This is a genomic window from Streptomyces sp. NPDC001415 (assembly GCF_053597395.1).
The window spans coordinates 1-16,382 of record NZ_JBSFIE010000047.1 but is presented as its reverse complement, the minus strand read 5'-3'; the positions used below and the strand labels follow the sequence as shown (position 1 = coordinate 16,382).

The window sequence follows — 16,382 nt, the reverse complement described above, 5'->3', positions numbered from 1 at the left end:
GAGTCCGGGGCGCAAGCCCTTCTGATGCGAGCCCTTCTGATACGCCGTGCAGCCACCTGTCTAGGGCCGGCCCCTCACGCCACTCGGTGAGGCACTCGGCGGCGTCAGCCAGATCCTGCTCGGCCCGGCGTCTGCGCAGATTCGCCGCCGCGCCGGGCTCAGCGCGCTCGGTGTCAGCCGTCGATGGCCTGGTAGAGGGTGGCCCAGAAGTCGTGGATGAGCCGTGACGAGTCCGGGGTGGACATCCCAACCTGCGTGAGCAGGATTCCGGTGAGCTGGTTGTCCGGGTCGGCGTAGGCCGTGGTCCCGGTACCGCCGTCCCAGCCGAACTGGCCGAGGGGCGCGTAGTCGCCGCGGTGGGTGCGTACTGCCATCCCGAAACCCCAGCCGCCCTGCTGCCCCTGACCGACCGTGAGGTGTGCGATGTTCCTGTACATGGCGGTTCGGGCGGCTTGCTGATCGGGGGTGAGGCGGTTGGTGGTCATCAACTCGACGGCGGGCCGGGACAAGATCCGTTCGCTGCCGTGCATGCCGTGGTTGAGCAGCATCCGGAAGTAGGCGTGGTAGTCGTCGACGGTGGAGACCAGCCCGCCGCCGGCGCCCTGGAACGCCGGAGGCCTGCTGGTCCGTCCGCCTGCCGCCTCGTCCCACACGACGAACTCTCCGGTCTGCGGATCGGGCCCGTACAGGGGCGGCAGCCGGTCGATCTTTTCGGCGGGCACGTGGAAGGCGGTGTCCTTCATGCCCAGAGGGTCGAGGATGCGTTCGCGCAGGAACGTCTCCAACGGCCGGCCCGTGACCCTGGCGATCAGCACGCCGAGTACTTCGTTGCTGAGGTCGTACTGCCACCGCTCTCCGGGCTGGTACGACAGGGGCAGCTCGCCGAGGCGCCGCATCCACTCGTCCGGCTCGGGCGCCGGCCCCGACGCCACGCTGTAGTCAAGACGCTCGAAAGTCGCGGCCCTGATCGGGGAGTCCATCAACGCGAAATCCATGCCGAGTCCGAACGTGGAGGTCAGGAGGTCCCGTACGGTGATCGGCCGCTGAGCCGGCACGGTCTCGTCCAGCGGGCCGTCGGGCCGCTTCAGCACCCGGCGGTCGGCGAGTTCGGGCAGCCACGGATCCACTGGCTCGTCAAGACGCAGCCTGCACTCATCGAGCAGGACCATCGCCGCCGCCATCGTGACGGGCTTGGTCGTGGATGCCATCCGGAAAATCGTGTCCCGGCGCATCGGCGCACCACCGTCATGACGCATCGTCCCGACTGCTTCGACATGCGTCTGGCCGCCACGGCTGACCAGGGCTACCAGCCCGGGAATCCTTTTGGACTCGACATGCCGGGCCAGTACCTCGCGCAGTGTGCGCAGCCCTGCCTCGGAGAAGCCGCTGTTGCTCGTACCCATCATGAATCTCCTTGTTCACAGTGTTCGGCCCCCGCCAACCTTTCGAACCAGGAGGGGGACTGAGCCCCCTACGAGGCGGCCATGCGATGAGCGTCCACCCTGACCCAAGGTCAAGGTCAACTCCTGACGTGAACCGGACTGCCCGGCACCAACCGCAAGTCCCCGTCCTGGACCGGGCGTTGGCCGCCTGTCCGCGCTGCGCGCTACCCTCACCCCTGTGATCGTCCGCAACTCCTACCTCAACAGGAGCGTGAAGGTCGCCGGTGACCACGGCTCGATCCTGCGCAAGGACTTCTGTGCCGTCGCCGTCGCCGTCGCGGTTTCGCGAGACGGTAGCCGCCCACGTTCTGGAGGTGTGTAGAGCCGATGGCAGACGGACTCACGATCGGCCAGGCGGCGGCGTTCGTCGGCGTCACGATCAAGACCGTGCGGCACTACCACCGGCTCGGCCTGGTCGCCGAGCCCGAACGTGACAGCTCCGACTACCGGCGTTACGGGTCGGCCGAGCTGCTGCGCCTGGTCCAGGTCCGGACCCTGGCCGGGGCCGGCGTCCCGCTGGTTGAGATCGGTGAGCTGCTCGACGCCGATCCCGAGCGGTTCGCCGCCACCTTGGACGACGTCCATCGCCGTCTCACCGAACAGATCGAGGACCTGACCGCGCGCCGCGACACGCTGCACCGGCTCGCCCACGGCGATCGGGCCCTGCTGCCCGACCGGGCCTGTGCGGTCCTGGACCGACTCGCCGAGCTCGACTTCAGCCCCGACTACGTGGCCACCCAACGAGAAGCTCTGGTGCTGGCCCGGGCGCTGATCCCGGACATCTTCGAAACCTTCCTGGCCAGGCTCGAACGCGGCCTGGACGACCCGGAGTTCGTCGACCTGACCAAGCGCGGCCTGGATGCGACGTCCTGGGATCCGGACGACCCGCGGATCGAGGAGTTGGCGTCCGCGCTCGCCAACAAACTGCTGACCGACCGCGCGCTGCTGACGCCGCCGCCCGGGTCTCAGCAGCCGTCCGACGCCGCCGCCCGATACGGACTGGTCAACCACCACCGCGAAGACCAGGAGCCGTCCATCGCCCGGTTGAACACGCTGGTGGAGGCGAACCTGCGCGCGGCCGGCATCGACATCCCGCAATAGGGCGCGTATCGAAAGTATTTCCCAGGAGATCGTCAGGCTGCCCGGCTACGGTGCGGGCATGGTGAATTTCGTGCTGGTTGCAGGTGCACGGCTCGGGGCGTGGGCGTGGGGCGAGGTGGTGCCGTATCTGCGCGCGGCCGGCCACGGCGTCTATCCGTTGACGCTGTCCGGTCTTGCTGACAAGCAGGGTGTACCGGCGGGGCAAGCGACTCACGTCCAGGACATTGTTGCTGAGGTGGAACGCCAGGGTCTGCGTGACGTAGTCCTGGTGGGTCACAGCTACTCGGGCATCCCCGTAGGTCAGGCCGCGGAGCGGATCGGTGACCGACTGGCCCACGTAGTGTTCGTCGACTCAAGTGTTCCAACTGACGGCGAGTCGTTTGTCTCCGCCTGGCCGGACGGCGGGGCGGCAGTGGAGGCGTCGATCGCCGAGAGCGGAGGGTTTTGGCCGCTCGCGCCAGCTGCTCATTACGACGGCGAGGGTCTCACCGATGAGCAGATCGCACGCCTCGTGCGTGGCTCGACGCCTCACCCAGGTGCCACGCTGACCGAGCCCGCTGTGCTGTCGGGGCCGCTCGGTGAACTTCCGGCGACATACATCCTGTGCGTGATGCCAGGGGCCGAGCCTGACGACGCCGAGCCCGACGAAGATGTGGCTGAGCTGCTGAACAGCAAGCGCTGGCGGCTGGTCAAGATGGACACCGGCCATTGGCCGATGTTCTCCCAGCCGCGCGAGCTGGCGCAGATTCTCCTCAACGCTGCCGTGGAGTGAGAGCACCTCCATGCCTGCGGGCTGGTTTTGGAAGCGCTTGATGTGTGCTGGTCACAGCCATTCGGCGATGGCCGCATGAGGACGGTCGCCTCATAGCGGACCGCCAGCCTGTCGTATCGTCTGGCGACGGCGCGGCACCTCTTGAGGCGGTTGATCCCACACTCGACCGCGTGGCGCTCACGGTGGTCGACCGGGTCGAACTTCGGCGGCTGGCTGCCGCAAGAGCCGCGCTGTTTGCGGTGGCGCGCCTGGTCGACCTTGTCCGGGATGGTGCAGCGGATCCCTCGGCGACGCAGGTCAGCGCGGTTCTTGCGGGGGGCGTACGCCTTATCAGCACGCACCCGATCGGGGCGGACGCACGGTCGGCCCGGCCCGATGCGGGGCACGCGGACCTTCCTCAACACGGGTTCGAACTGCGGCGAGTCGCCGCGCTGCCCGGGCGTTCCCACGATCGACATGGGCTTCTGGCCCTGCTCGACGGGCAGGTGCACCTTGGTGGTGAACCCGCCACGAGAGCGTCCCAGTCCATGATCATGGGGCTCGGTGAAGACACCACCCGGCGGTTCCTTCTGAGGGTCACCTGCGTCCGGGCTCCAGCCGCGTGCTGATGGGCGCGGCACACCGTGGAATCGACGCTCAGATCCCACACGATCGCACCCTTCGCATCGGCCAGGGACTGGAGCCGGCTGAAGACCCGGTGCCAGGTGCCGTTTCGCTGCCATCGGCGGAACGTTGCGACGATCAGTCAGATGCGGAGTGATGTCCGGGTTACGGTCGGGAAGGAGCGGCGCCAAGGTCTTCCCGCAGCACGACGTCCGGGTCGTGGATCTCCTTGATGGTGTCCGGGTCCAGCACCGCACCCGGAAATGTAGATCCTCACCTCGGCTACGAGAACCTTCGCTTCGACGATCGCGCTGACGGTCCCGAGAGTCAGCGCCTCCCTGGCGCGCTCATGTATTCGAGCGTAAGCGCGGCGGCGAGCCGCTCGAATCTCGGCCCGTACGGGACCCTGGTGCCCTCTGTCGTCGACCCGTCACCATGGGCGGTGCTGCGATGGCCGCCGCAACGGAAGGCCAGCAGAGCCAGGGAGGGGCCATGAAACGTGCCAGGAGTCCCGAGAACGCCCAGCGCCGGGTCGGGCGCAATCTGGTCCTCTTCACCGTTCCGCTGGCTCTGATCGTCCTGCTGTCGGTGCTGCTGATCTGGGAGATCGTGCGGGACAACATGGCCGAGGCGACCCGGGAACGCTGGCCCTGGCGACTCGCCCTCCTCGACCAGCAGTCGCTCGGGCACATGCTTGCGCTCACCGGCGGTGTCGCCTTCGCCCGGGCCTAGTACGCGCGATCAGTGCGTCCGCAGATCGGTTGGTCCGGGGTGCCCATGCCGAACACGTACGGGATGTCCGGTGACGAGGTGTGGGAGGTGACGGTGCAGAACGGAGGGACGCGAAGCGCCACCATCGAATGCGCCGAATACGCAATCGAGTGGAGAGGGCAGCCGACGGGCCCCTGGCTGAGTTCCCAGGAAGCGAGCCGCGCTCTGGCCCAAGGACCGATCAAACGAGCTGTGCCCACGCAGCCAGAAGGCCCGCTCTCCTCTGCACAACCGGCAGTTGAGAATGCACCAGGGAAATCGAGGAAGGCGGAATTCGCAGGCTGGAAACCCGTGAACGGCAAGGATTTCTATCTCAACACGATTGGCTACGGTGGTCAGCTGGGCACATTTGTGGTGAGGAGGTTCTCCCACCGGATCGTTGACGAACTGGCCGACTTGCACGTGCGCCTTCGGGTCGTCGACGCGGCGGGCGACCACCACGAGCGCGTGCTGAACTGCTTGATCGGCGCCGAGAGCGAGATGCGGGCCGCAGTCGAGACGCTGCCTTCTCGGGCCGTGTTCCCTGCCAGGGCAGGCTCGTTGTCTCTCAAGAAGGGCAGGGTTTCGAAACCGCGACGCGCGCCGGTCCCGGCCCCTCACCGGCGCCGACCGCCGGCCCGCGGAATCCGGGGCGCTCAGGCTGAGCCGCCTGAGCCTGAAGGGATGTGTTGACTTGAACGTCCATCACGATGAAGCCCGACTCACCGCCCAACTGTCGGACCTCGGCGTACAGGAAGGCGGCGTCCTGATGGTGCACGCGTCCGTACGCGCCATCGGCCCGACGACCGGCGGCCCCACGACGGTAGTGCGGGCGTTGCGCAGCGCGCTCGGACCGGCCGGCACCCTGACCGTGCCCACCTTCACTCCCGCGAACTCCGACACCTCGCCCGAGTATGTGGAACGGGTACGCGGCCTCGACGAGGATGCCGTGGCCGAACTCAGAGCGACGATGGCCCCTTTCGATCCGGCGGTAACCCCTTCCACGATGGGCTTGCTCGCCGAGACAGTGCGCCAGACGCGAGGCGCGATCCGCAGCGAACACCCGCAGACCTCTTTCGCCGCACTCGGTGAAGAAGCGGCGAAGATCATTGAGGATCATCACCCGGACTGCCACCTCGGCGAGGACTCCCCACTGGCGCGCTTGTACGACTTGCACGCTCAAGTGCTGCTCCTGGGCGTCGGGTTCAACGTCTGTACGACCTTCCACCTCGCGGAATATCGGGTGCCGCGACCAGTCCGGCGCCGCTACAACTGCGTGATCACGCTCGACGGACAACGGCAGTGGTGGACGTACGAAGACGTTGCCCTGAACGACGGCGACTTCGGCACGCTGGGGACGGACTTCGAACGCCTGTCGCCAGCCGGCACCGTACGCACCGGCCGGGTCGGTTCCGCCACCGCCCGCCTCTTCAGCCTGCGCAAGGCTGCCGACTTCGCCCAGCACTGGCTCCCCGAACACCGGCCGCCCGGCAGCTGACACGCCGGTGCCGCAACTCCAACTGGGTGATGGGGGCGGTGGTGATATTGGTGGTGAAGCAGGTCAGGCGGGGTGCTCGTCGACGGCCTGCTCGACCGACACGGTGTCGCCCCCCCGCAGCTCCGGGGCACGCAAGGGGCGCAACATGCGGTAAGCCGGGCGGACTTCCTCCACCCACGCCCCCTCACGGCCGGTACGGGAACGGGTCCGTTCCTACCGCCCGTACAGCCCCGCCTGCCCGTCGTACACCACCGCGTCCGGGCCGGGGACGAGCCGCCCGGTCTCCGGATCGATCACGTCCTCACCGCCATCGCACGTGACTCGAACCATGTCCGGCATCAAATGCTTCTCCGCGAACCGGGCGACCCCCTTCTGGTCAAGCAGCACGTGCCCAGTCCTCAAGCTGGGCCAGCATCCCGCGAGTTACCTCGCCCCGCTTCCCGTCCCAAACAGAGCGAGCCAGCACCGCCTGGTCGAGTTTCCGCACCGGAGCGTGCGCTGACAAACCGGGTCCCGGACGGCCGCACTTCCGGCCGGCCACACACGGACATACCGTGATGTGACTCATAGCTTGGACTCTTAGAGAATGTCTCACGTGGCGCTTCGGAGTGCGGCATGATGCTGCATCGTGAGGGTTGATCTGTCGCGTCGGTTGGTTCCGGACGAACTGTGGGAGCTGGTAGCTCCGTTGTTGCCAAGGTTCACGTCTCGTCCGCAGGGCGGGGGTACTGCCCCGGTGCAGGAGCGGGCGGTATTCACGGCCGTGGTGTACGTGCTGACGAGCGGGTGCGCGTGGCGGTATCTGCCGGAGTCGTTCGGTGTCTCGCCGGCCACCGCGCACCGTCGGTTCACCGCGTGGACCGAGGCCGGGCTGTGGCGCAGGCTGCACCGGGCGGTGCTGGACGAGCTTGGTGCCAGGGGCGAGCTGGACTGGACGTCCGCGATCGTCGATGCCGCGTCGGTGCGGGCGAAAAGGGGGGCTCGCTGACCGGGCCGAATCCGGTCGATCGTGGCAAGAAGGGCAGCAAACTGCACGTGCTATCCGAGGCCCAGGGCCTGCCGCTGGCCGTCGCGGTGTCCGGCGCGAACCTGCACGACAGCCAGGCGTTCAAGCCGTTGATTCTCGGCATTCCCGCCGTCCGCTCCCGGCGCGGGCCACGTCGGAGGAAGCCGGGGAAGGTCCGCGCGGACAAGGCGTACTACTCCGCAGAACACCTCCGCTGGCTCCGCAGCCGGAACCTCATCGCGCGGATCGCCCGTCCCGGTATCGAGTCCGGCGAGCGGCTCGGTCGGCACCGCTGGAAGATCGAGCGGTCGATCTCCTGGCTCTTCGGCTACCGCCGCCTCACCGTCCGGTACGAACGAAAAGGCAGCCACTTCCTCGCCTTCCTCGGCCTCGCCGCAGCCCTGACCTGCTACAAGAGACTCGCGAAGCTCACCACGTGAGACACCTTCTTACAACCAATACGGCGCACGGATAGTCATAACACCGACCAACCGCCACAGCCCCGCCGCTGTCGGCACTCGCACCACCTGAAAGAGACACCAAGAAACTTCGCCGCGTATGGGCGACTGCCGCAGTCATGACGGCGATCGGGACCGTCACGCTGGGGGCCACGCCGCCGGCTTACGCGACGACAGGGGACAGCACCACCGCTGCAAGCGAGGCATCCAGCACCGCACCCCACTCCGCGCCGTCTTCCAGCACCGCCACCCCCAAGGCAAAAAACGACACGATGTCGACCCCCGGAGCCCCCAGCGCGCCGAAGACCGTCACACCGTCCCCCTCCGGATCTGCCACCGCCCCGAAGGACGCGAAGAAGCCGAACGACCAGCCCTTCCACACTCCGACTACCGGCGTCTCCAAGCTGCCCACTCCCGGGATCGGAGAATGCAAGCAGTTCCCCGCCGACGAAGACTCGGTACGGACCTCGCTGCGCGGCCTGCCCGCCCGAATCGTCGCCGGATCCGGCTGGCACGAATTCACCTACCGCGCACTCAACATCTCCGACAGGACCCTGGAGCGCGTCAACCTCGACATGGAGCTCGGCACCGTCGACCACCGGGTGAGCGACATCAGCGAACTCCTGCTGACCGTCGAGTGGTTCGACACAGCAAACGGCCAGTGGCGGACCACCACCGAGCGGGGCAAGGACCTGTGGGGCTACTTCGCCGGCGCGAAGAACATCAAGGCGGGCCAGTACGTGGACGCCCGGATGCGGATCAAGGTAGACGCCAAAGCTCCCGCCGCAGCCGGCTTCTTCTTCACCTTCGGCTACTCCATGGGCGAAGGAGACGGCCGCTGCGGCTCCGGTGACCTTTACCAGTGGGACTTCACCATCGACACTGCGGGCACCAAGCCCACGAAGGACGATGCCAAGGGTAAGCCGGTCAAGCCCGGCACCCCCGGTGCACCGCAGAACCGCCCGATCCCACAGGGCGACCGCACCGAACTCCCGGTAAGCGGCCGCCTCGCTGAGACCGGCTCGTCGTCCACCACCCCCGTCGTCGCAGCCATCGGCGCCGCCGCCGTGGCCGCCGGTGGCGGCGCCCTCTTCATCGCGCGCCGCCGCAAGGCTCGAACCAGCGCATAGCCCTGCGCCCGAGAGCACGAACTTGGCTGCCGTAACGCCGGCAGTGTTCATCCCCCCGAGCCGCTGGCTGCTCTCGGACCCCGCTCTGCCCCGCCCTCTCGGCGGGGCAGAGTGCTTTCCCCGCGCGCTCATCGCGCGCATGCACTTCCCAGGCGGGCACACCACCCTGACCACACACCCTGCCGAGTTCGGCGAACTCCTTCGGAGGGCTATCCGCGCGACGTGACACACTGGCGGCGCAGGCGGCGGTGAACGGGGGCGATCCGGTTGGGTCTGGAGATCGAGAGTCGGCCGTCGGAGTCGCCGTACGTCGAGAGGGTATGGCGCAGCCGCAGCATCGAGGTCGGTCGGATGACGTCGATCGCGGCGTCGCATTGGGAGCTTGTCTTCTGGGAGCACGACGGCCAGGTGCAGGCGGCCGTGCTGGGCCCGGAGCCCAGGGCCTGTCCGGCTCCCGTTCCCAAGGACGCCACGTTCTTCGGTATCAGCTTCGCTCTCGGCACTTCGATGCCCCACGTGCCGATCAGTCGGCTCGTGGGTGGCAGCGCGGAGATTCCCGACGTGACGCGGCGTTCCGTGTGGCTGAAGGGTTCCGCCTGGCACGTGCCCGATTACGACAATGCGGAGGCGTTCGTGCGGCGCATGGTGCGTGAAGGCATCGTGGACTGCGACCCGATCGTGCCCGCGGTGCTCGGCGGCGCGGCCCCCGATGTCTCCGAGCGAACCCTCCAGCGGCGTTTCGTCGCGGCGACGGGCCTCACCCAGGGTGCCATCCGGCAGATCCACCGTGCCCGCGAGGCGGCGGTTCTGATCCAGGACGGGGTGCCGGCGCAGGACGTCGTGCACCAGCTGGGTTATTTCGACCAGCCCCACCTGGCGCGGTCTTTGACCCGGTTCATCGGCCGGACCGCCACTCAGCTGAGTGCTCCGGACAGGGCGGAGCCGCTGTCGCTTCTGTACAAGCCCGCCTCCCCGGTGCCCGCATATTCTTCCTGACGTAGCCGACGGGATCGGCCCGCCCCGACCGGAGCGCTATTCGGCCGCGACCGGGCAGAGGCCCCCGAACTCATCACGGAGGAATCATGCGCAAGGTCGTTTCGGGCCTGTTCGTCTCGCTCGACGGTGTCGCCCAGTCGCCGAACGAGTGGCAGTTCGCTTTCGACGAGGAGATGGGCGCGGCGCTGGGAAAGACGCTGGAGACGGCCGACACGATTCTGCTGGGCCGGGCGACCTTCACCGAGTGGGCCGGGTACTGGCCGACGGTGACCGACGGCGAGGACGCCGGCTTCGCCAAGTGGATCAATGAGTCGCCCAAGTACGTCGTCTCCTCCACGCTGGACAGCGTGGACGACTGGGCGAACAGCACGCTCATCAACGGCGATCTGGCTGCCGCGATCGAGGAGCTCAAGGCGGGCGAGGGGAAGGACATCACCGTCGCGGGCAGCCCCACGCTGGTGCGTTCGCTTCTGGAGCAGGACCTGCTGGACGAACTGGTACTGCTGATCCACCCGGTGGTGGCCGGCGAGGGCCGCAAGAAGCTGTTCGCCGCCGACGCCACTCTGAAGAAGCTGGAGCTGGTCAGCGCTCAGCCGACCAGCAGCGGAGTGATCATCGCGACCTATCGTCCGACGCGCTGAGCACTGCGCGACGCGGGCCGCGTGTCCGACATCCTGCGAGCAGATCAGCGCGGGGGAGCGGAGGGTGGCGGAGCAGTCGATTCGCCCCATGACGCTTCGAGTGCCGCACGAAGGGCATCGACCCCCTCCCTGCCGATCCGTTCCGCGAGCCGGTCCTCAAGCTGTTGCAGGATCGCGGTGGCCTGGCGATGCGCGCGTTCGCCGTCCGGGGTGCGTCGGATCAGCCGCCGGCGGGCGGAGCCCGGATCGGGAACCTGCGCGAGCAGTCCGGCGTCGACCAGGCCGTGCACGGCCTGGTGGGCGGTCTGCCGGGTCACGCCCATACGCCGGGCCAGCTCGGAGACGGTGGTGCCGTGGTCGTCCAGGACGGCGAAGAGTTGCGCCTGCGTCGGCGAGACCGGCGTGGCGCCCGCCGCTTCCATGGCGGCGAGGAGACCTTCCTCGAACCAGCGCCGGGCATCGGCGAACAGCTGGGGAAAGCTGCGACGGGTGGGCTGCATCTGTTCGTTCCTCACGACGGCCGAGGCGGGGTGGCGGCGCAGGACTCCACGTGCCTGCCGATCCGCTCAAATGTCAGGCTACCTGACATTCCTGTCCGTGTCTGATCGAGGAGACCCCATGACCGTTGAGTACACCACCCGGTACCGGAGCGCGTCACGAATACCCTCCGATCCTGGCAAGCCGTACTTCATCGAGAAGGGCGAGGGGGACCGGTCCTGCTGGTTGCCGTCGGTGTCCTCGACGAACAGCCGGACCGCGCCTTGGGTGACGCAGAAGACCTCGTGTGTGTCGGGGTGCAGATGGGCCGGGATGACGTCGCCCTTGGGGCCTTCGACGGTGAAGAAGTTGAAGGTGTTCTCGGTCTGCTCCCCGCGGGCGTAGATGGTGATCAGGTCGCCGAACAGGTGGGCCAGAAGCTGCTCACCCCGGGCGACTTCGGCTTCGTCCCCAAGACCTGCCCGCACGCCTATCGCATGGAGCGCCACCACAGCCAGGTGGTCGGCGTCGCGGCGGGCCGGGGCGGCACATTCGAGCGGTTCTTCGAGAACCTCGGCACCCCGAGCGACCGACACGGCCTGCCCCACCACGGGTGTGGCTCCCCTGGATGGAGAGTCTCACCCTGCCGAGGCCGCAGGGCTACGCTTTCAGGGACAGCGTCGTCGGAAGGGGGGGCCGTCATGGGGACAATACGCGCAGGTCGCATAAGGCGGCAGGGTTTCCGGCCCCCACAGGATCGCGAGAACGTCTTCATCAGCGTCGACTGCCTCGACGACAGCGATCCGCTGGACCTGTCGCACTGCACGCCGCGGCTCTGAAAGCAGCCCTGGAAGTGGCTCCGGCGGCGGCCTTCAGCGCGGTTCAGCACGCGCCTCGCCTACAGTTTCCGGATGGTCGGGAACAACATGGTGCGCGCCGTCCGGCGGCTGCCCGCGACGACGGCGTACGTCGCGCTGCTGGTCACCACCGCCGTGTGGATGTCCGGCCAGTCACTGCGCGAACAGGCGCGGTTCGTGCGGCACAACAGCAGCAACGTCCACCACCTGGAGGTCGGGAAGTGGTGGACGCTGTTCACCAGCGGGCTGGTGGTCGACGGTGTGCCCGTGCTGCTCGGGATCGCCGCCGTGGCCGCGGTGCTCGGGCTGGCGGAGTGGCGGTGGGGGTCGCGGCGCGGGTTCGGTGTGTTCCTGCTGGGCCACCTCGTCGCGACGCTGCTGACCGAGGGCGCCATGTGGCTGATGCACCTCGCGCACCTGCCGGGTGTCCTGGCCAGGGCCCGTGACGTCGGGATCAGTTACGGCCTGGTGGCCACCGCCGCCTGTCTGCTCGTCCTCGGCGGCCGCAGGGCCCGCCGGTACGGGCTCCCGGTCCTCACCGCGGTGCTCACCGTCGCCTGGATCATCAACCATGAACTGGCCGACGCCGGGCATCTGGTAGCGCTGGGCCTCGGAGTCCTCGGGGCACGCACCCGCTGGCTGGGCGCCCCACGAAAAGCACACCGAAAGGCCCCCACGGAGTTGGTGCAGGTCCTGCAGGGCCGCATCCCAGGTGACACCGGCCGCCCTGGTCCCACCGGCTGACAGGAGGCGCCTGACGGGTGAGTTGAACATGGACCTTCTCCTCCCCGGTCGGTAGGCGTATATCCGGCCGGCGGGGTCGGCCGGAATGGCGTCACTGCAGTCTGGCCGCCGCAAGCCGGAATTGATCCAGGAGATCAGGTCCTGGATGTTGTCGTTCAGGCCCGTGCCCTTGCGGGCGTTGACGGCGGACGGGCGCTCGTGGTGGGCGGAGACGAGGCTGGACGGGAAGAGCAGGGGGGAGCTCGTGCAGGCTCTTGAGAAGTAGTCACCGAGACCACCGCGACAGAATGAACACAAACCCGACACCATGACCACGAGACCCCGGCGGCCTGCGGCTACCAGGGCCATTTTCACCCCACCCCGTCCACAACCACCCCGTCCACCTCATGCACACCTACAGCGTCGGCGAACAGCAACGGTGCGCAGCCCGTGGCGAGCACGGCCCACACCAACCCCAGCAGGCGAGCCCGCCGCATCACGGGCCCGTGGGCCGAGTTGCTTCCTTGACGACGATGTACCGGACGTTGGCGGCTTGTTCGGCGAGGCGGGTGACCGTTTCGCCGGATCCATAGAGGCCGACCTCACGGCCTCGGACACCGGGTCCCGGCTGACCCTGCACCACACCGTCCAGGACCGCGACTGGCCCCCCAAGGTCGCCGTCGGCTGGCACCTCTGCCTGGACGTGGCCGACAAGCTCCTCGAAGGCCGCCCCGTCCCACCCATCCGCGGCGCCGCCGCCGTCGACTACGGCTGGTCCGAAGTACGCGCAGAAGCTCGGTATCCCCAACACGGACCTCTCCGAGCACCTCCAGAACGAGAACTGAACATGCGGCCCGACCACCACGGGTGTGCGGGCCACTTTCACAGCCACCGTATCCAGCTGCGCCGACTGTCGACTGCCAGCCCGGCGACAACGCCCCATGGCGCACGACGAGTTGATCCAGCATGGCCTGCAGGGCTCCGGCAGGCGTGGCCGGTTGATCCCCCATGGCCGGCGGATCCCGGCCCGGGTGTACCGCACTCCACCGGACCCTGGACGCAGACGGCGTCGCGGCCAAAAACCACCGGGGGCCGAGCCGCAGCACGTGTGGCATGCGACATAGACCGGCGCACCCCTCACCCGTCGGCGCGATCGAGCGTTCGCGGCGAATCGACGACACCTCGGTGAGTCTCTTTCGGCCAGCGCGTCTTGGTGCCACGCCCCGGTAGGCAAACCGCCGCACTTCCGCAGCCGCCCCCCTCCCTTGTCCCGCAACTCCCGCCGGACGCCCTGGGCGTAGGCGACAGAGGGCTTCGCCGCTCTTCCTATGCACGGAACAGCAACCTCCCGGAGTTGACCCCGGCGGACTGCCCGAATCCGGGAATCAAGCCAGTTGATGAAAGTTGGGCACCGTTGACCGGAAACAGGAAGCCCATCGGCCGGAAACAGGGGCGTAACTTTCGCAGCGAAGCGCGGGTCCGCTTGGTCCATACCTGAGATGCCGCAGTTTCGGCCGAGCCCTGCGGCATATTGAAGGAGATGGATCAAGCCATGTATGTTCAACTCGCATTGAGATCCACGCATCGGGCGTCGGCAGGCGAGTTCACCGGATTCCCTTCGATACCGTTCCGCGCACCCTTGCGGCTTGCCTGGGCGTGGCAGCCGCAAGGAGATATCGAGTGGAGTACGACGTGGAAATCGTGCACATACCCGATAGTGAGAGGCGCACATTCGATGCGTTGATACCCGCCGGATCGACAACATCGGCAGGGCTGGGAACTCTGGGGGCGAGCGGTACGAGCAGTGAATACATCGCCCAGTCAATGGCTCACAGCTTCGGTGATTCGGGGAAGTTCCGCATCGTCCTGGAGAGTACTTACGAACAGTGCCTCAACTCTCTCACGTGCGGGCAGGCTGATCTCGCACTGGTGGCTCACGCCTATCCGAACATCAACGCCTTCTACATGAATCCACTCCTGGAGCCGGCGATCTTGTTTCGCGGAAACACGCCCGAATACGGACGCGCGACGCGGACCGACTTCGAATTCAGCGAAGAGCTGCTCTCCAGCGAGACCGTCGTCGCCGCTTCCGGCATCGGGAAGCAGACGGCGATCGAAGCACGCCCTGCGGAACATGATCGGGCCGGCCAAGGGCGTCATCGTGAACGTGTGCTCCGTCAGCGGCCTGGTCGCCTGGCCCGGCATCGCCGCGTACAACGCCACGAAGGGCGGCGTGACGATGCTGACGAAGTCGCTCGCCGTCGACTACGCGCAGTACAACATCCGGGCCAACTGCGTCTGCCCCAGCATCATCGACACCCCATGACCGACACGTCCACGGGGCACGACACGTCGATCAAGGGGGAGAAGGCCAAGCTCAATCCGATCGGGCGTCTGGGAACTCCCGAGGACGTCGCGAACGCGATCCTCTTCCTGGCCTCGGACAAGTCGGCGTTCATCAACGACGCCGCGCTCACCGTAGACGGCGGTTACACGGCGATCTAGTCGTGCCGTCCGGATTCACCGCAGAGAAAGGTTGGTTGGCGTGTCGGATCGAATGAGCGGCGAGGAGGGCGTGGCCAGGTTCCCTGTGCTGACGGTTCTCGCCCTGATGGCCGGCATCTTCGCGGTCGGCTCGGAGGAACTCGTTGTCTCCCCGCTGCTCGTGGACATGTCCACATCGTTCGACACGACGGTGGCCGTCATGGCGCTGTCGGTCAGCGTCTACGGCATCAGCACGGCGGTCGGCGCCCTGCTCTTCGCCCCGCTCGGCGACCGCTTCTCGCGGCGCCTCAGCCTGACCATCGGTATGGCCGCATTCGTCCTGGGCACCTTGATGTGCGCACTCGCCGGCGGACCCGGGGTCTTCTTCACGGGCAGAGGGCTGGCCGGTCTGGCCACGGGAGCCTTCGTGCCGACGGCCTACGCCTTCGTCGGTGACCACATCCTGTACCAGCACCGCGCCAAGGCCATGGGCATCCTGGTGTCCAGCTGGTCGATATCGCTCGTGCTCGGGGTGCCCATGGGGTCCTTCATCGGGCAATGGGCGAACTGGCGCTGGACCTTCGGCCTGCTCTCGGTCCTGGGCGTCTTCGTCGCCTTCGTCCTGCTACTCGCCAGGACCGGCGCCCGCCCCACCGACGCCGAGGCCCCCGAGCTGGCCGACGACGCACCCTCCGCTCCCGCCGAGAAGTGGATCCGGTCGGCCGGCCGGGCGCTCTTGGCGCCGAAGGTGGGCCTGTACGTGCTGGCGACCTTCCTCAACATGCTCGGCTTCTACGGCATGTACACCTTCCTCGGCAGCGCCCTGCAGTACCGCTTCGGCGAGGGCAGCTCCATGACAGGCCTCATGATCCTGCTGTACGGCCTCGGGTTCGCGACGAGCTTCATCACCGGCAGGTGGGCCGACAGGATCGGCAAGGAACGCGTGCTCATCGGCCTGCTCGGCGGCCTGGCCCCGGCCTTGGTGGCCATCCCGCTGATCGCCGAGTGGACCCCGCTGCTGGTGGTCTGTCTGTTCCTCTGGGGCTCCATGCAGAGTCTGGTCGTCACCCTGCTCAGCACGCTCCTGAGCGAATCCTCGCAGCAGTACCGCGGGACCGTGCTCGCCTTCTACAGCCTGGCGACGAACCTCGCGGTGGCCCTGGGCGCCGCGCTGCTCGGCCCTCTGTTCACGCGGTACGGGTTCACCGCCCTCGGGTGGGTCTGCGCGGGCATCACCCTCGTCGCCTTCGCGCTCAGCGCCTGGGCCCACCTGCGGGGTGTCGAGGCCTCAACACACGGTGCCGAACCACCAGTTCGCATCCTTGAGACGGAGGCAGCCGGAAGTGAAGACTGAGAGCCTGTGTCTGAACCCCGCCCGGGCCCGGGGCGTCTGGCACGCACTCCCCCAAGGCCTTAAGGGCCAGGGGGGACCCCCATGCCGCGT

General features: G+C 67.7%; 19 protein-coding genes and 1 pseudogene. 14 read left to right on the top strand and 6 right to left on the bottom strand.

Annotation, left to right across the window (positions count from 1 at the left end; translation table 11 throughout):
* Positions 1-173: 173 nt before the first annotated feature.
* The gene (locus tag ACWC2B_RS35000) at positions 174-1,403 is read right to left on the bottom strand and encodes a serine hydrolase domain-containing protein (protein ID WP_450723866.1); all 1,230 of its coding nucleotides are present in this window, start codon (positions 1,401-1,403) and stop codon (positions 174-176) included.
* A gap of 217 nt (positions 1,404-1,620) precedes the next feature.
* Here ACWC2B_RS35000 and ACWC2B_RS34995 point away from each other — a divergent pair, with 217 nt between their 5' ends.
* The 3 genes from ACWC2B_RS34995 to ACWC2B_RS34985 are packed head-to-tail and all read left to right on the top strand — an operon-like array spanning position 1,621 to position 3,315.
* Positions 1,621-1,764: a hypothetical protein gene (locus ACWC2B_RS34995; protein ID WP_450723864.1), complete on the top strand. Its 144-nt coding sequence runs from the start codon at positions 1,621-1,623 to the stop codon at positions 1,762-1,764.
* Between the two features lie 5 nt (positions 1,765-1,769).
* Entirely contained in the window at positions 1,770-2,543 is a 774-nt protein-coding gene (locus ACWC2B_RS34990; protein ID WP_450723862.1) for a MerR family transcriptional regulator, read from the top strand.
* A 58-nt stretch (positions 2,544-2,601) separates the two neighbouring features.
* The gene (locus ACWC2B_RS34985) at positions 2,602-3,315 is read left to right on the top strand and encodes an alpha/beta fold hydrolase (RefSeq protein WP_450723860.1); all 714 of its coding nucleotides are present in this window, start codon (positions 2,602-2,604) and stop codon (positions 3,313-3,315) included.
* Positions 3,316-3,476: 161 nt separating this feature from the next.
* Here the strand turns inward: ACWC2B_RS34985 and ACWC2B_RS34980 are convergent.
* A pseudogene (locus ACWC2B_RS34980) lies at positions 3,477-4,037 on the bottom strand (transposase); the annotation flags it as partial.
* 373 nt (positions 4,038-4,410) lie between these two features.
* Here ACWC2B_RS34980 and ACWC2B_RS34975 point away from each other — a divergent pair.
* From ACWC2B_RS34975 to ACWC2B_RS34965, 3 genes are all read left to right on the top strand, one after another.
* Complete coding sequence (locus ACWC2B_RS34975; RefSeq protein WP_450723858.1) at positions 4,411-4,650, top strand: hypothetical protein; 240 nt, start codon at positions 4,411-4,413, stop codon at positions 4,648-4,650.
* Between the two features lie 330 nt (positions 4,651-4,980).
* Positions 4,981-5,361 carry a hypothetical protein gene (locus tag ACWC2B_RS34970; protein ID WP_450723856.1) on the top strand — a complete coding sequence of 127 codons (381 nt, stop codon included), beginning with the start codon at positions 4,981-4,983 and terminating at the stop codon, positions 5,359-5,361.
* Position 5,362: 1 nt separating this feature from the next.
* Positions 5,363-6,166, top strand: coding sequence for an aminoglycoside N(3)-acetyltransferase (locus tag ACWC2B_RS34965; protein ID WP_450723854.1), 804 nt, complete (start codon positions 5,363-5,365; stop codon positions 6,164-6,166).
* Positions 6,167-6,379: 213 nt separating this feature from the next.
* Here ACWC2B_RS34965 and ACWC2B_RS34960 read toward each other — a convergent pair whose 3' ends face one another.
* A complete protein-coding gene (locus ACWC2B_RS34960; RefSeq protein ID WP_450723852.1) occupies positions 6,380-6,553 on the bottom strand; it encodes a hypothetical protein in 174 nt (57 codons plus the stop codon).
* A gap of 241 nt (positions 6,554-6,794) precedes the next feature.
* On the opposite strand from ACWC2B_RS34960, the gene ACWC2B_RS34955 reads away from it, so the two are divergent.
* From ACWC2B_RS34955 to ACWC2B_RS34940, 4 genes are all read left to right on the top strand, one after another.
* Positions 6,795-7,612, top strand: a protein-coding gene (locus ACWC2B_RS34955) for an IS5 family transposase (RefSeq protein WP_450723850.1) whose coding sequence is annotated in 2 segments (ribosomal slippage) — positions 6,795-7,142 and positions 7,145-7,612 — 816 coding nt in all. Because the reading frame shifts where the segments join, the coding sequence is not laid out codon by codon here.
* Between the two features lie 290 nt (positions 7,613-7,902).
* The gene (locus ACWC2B_RS34950) at positions 7,903-8,760 is read left to right on the top strand and encodes an LAETG motif-containing sortase-dependent surface protein (RefSeq protein ID WP_450723848.1); all 858 of its coding nucleotides are present in this window, start codon (positions 7,903-7,905) and stop codon (positions 8,758-8,760) included.
* 351 nt (positions 8,761-9,111) lie between these two features.
* Positions 9,112-9,756 (top strand): helix-turn-helix domain-containing protein, encoded by a 645-nt coding sequence (locus ACWC2B_RS34945; protein WP_450723846.1) that lies wholly within the window; start codon positions 9,112-9,114, stop codon positions 9,754-9,756.
* An 86-nt stretch (positions 9,757-9,842) separates the two neighbouring features.
* Positions 9,843-10,397 carry a dihydrofolate reductase family protein gene (locus tag ACWC2B_RS34940; RefSeq protein WP_450723844.1) on the top strand — a complete coding sequence of 185 codons (555 nt, stop codon included), beginning with the start codon at positions 9,843-9,845 and terminating at the stop codon, positions 10,395-10,397.
* 44 nt (positions 10,398-10,441) lie between these two features.
* Here ACWC2B_RS34940 and ACWC2B_RS34935 read toward each other — a convergent pair whose 3' ends face one another.
* Positions 10,442-10,897, bottom strand: a complete 456-nt coding sequence (locus ACWC2B_RS34935; protein ID WP_450723842.1) for a MarR family winged helix-turn-helix transcriptional regulator — start codon at positions 10,895-10,897, stop codon at positions 10,442-10,444.
* Positions 10,898-10,975: 78 nt separating this feature from the next.
* Entirely contained in the window at positions 10,976-11,485 is a 510-nt protein-coding gene (locus tag ACWC2B_RS34930) for a hypothetical protein (RefSeq protein ID WP_450723840.1), read from the bottom strand.
* Between the two features lie 300 nt (positions 11,486-11,785).
* Here ACWC2B_RS34930 and ACWC2B_RS34925 point away from each other — a divergent pair, with 300 nt between their 5' ends.
* The gene (locus ACWC2B_RS34925) at positions 11,786-12,475 is read left to right on the top strand and encodes a rhomboid-like protein (protein WP_450723838.1); all 690 of its coding nucleotides are present in this window, start codon (positions 11,786-11,788) and stop codon (positions 12,473-12,475) included.
* Positions 12,476-12,950: 475 nt separating this feature from the next.
* On the opposite strand, the gene ACWC2B_RS34920 is transcribed toward ACWC2B_RS34925, so the two are convergent.
* On the bottom strand, positions 12,951-13,346 hold the full coding sequence (locus ACWC2B_RS34920) for a hypothetical protein (RefSeq protein ID WP_450723836.1): 396 nt from the start codon (positions 13,344-13,346) through the stop codon (positions 12,951-12,953).
* Positions 13,347-14,588: 1,242 nt separating this feature from the next.
* On the opposite strand from ACWC2B_RS34920, the gene ACWC2B_RS34915 reads away from it, so the two are divergent.
* From ACWC2B_RS34915 to ACWC2B_RS34905, 3 genes are read left to right on the top strand one after another with little or no spacing between them, the layout of a single operon-like run.
* On the top strand, positions 14,589-14,780 hold the full coding sequence (locus ACWC2B_RS34915; RefSeq protein WP_450723834.1) for an SDR family NAD(P)-dependent oxidoreductase: 192 nt from the start codon (positions 14,589-14,591) through the stop codon (positions 14,778-14,780).
* Positions 14,777-14,959 (top strand): SDR family oxidoreductase, encoded by a 183-nt coding sequence (locus tag ACWC2B_RS34910; protein ID WP_450723832.1) that lies wholly within the window; start codon positions 14,777-14,779, stop codon positions 14,957-14,959. The genes ACWC2B_RS34915 and ACWC2B_RS34910 overlap by 4 nt, the downstream gene beginning before the upstream one ends.
* A 40-nt stretch (positions 14,960-14,999) precedes the next feature.
* Entirely contained in the window at positions 15,000-16,292 is a 1,293-nt protein-coding gene (locus ACWC2B_RS34905) for an MFS transporter (protein ID WP_450723830.1), read from the top strand.
* Positions 16,293-16,382: the final 90 nt, after the last annotated feature.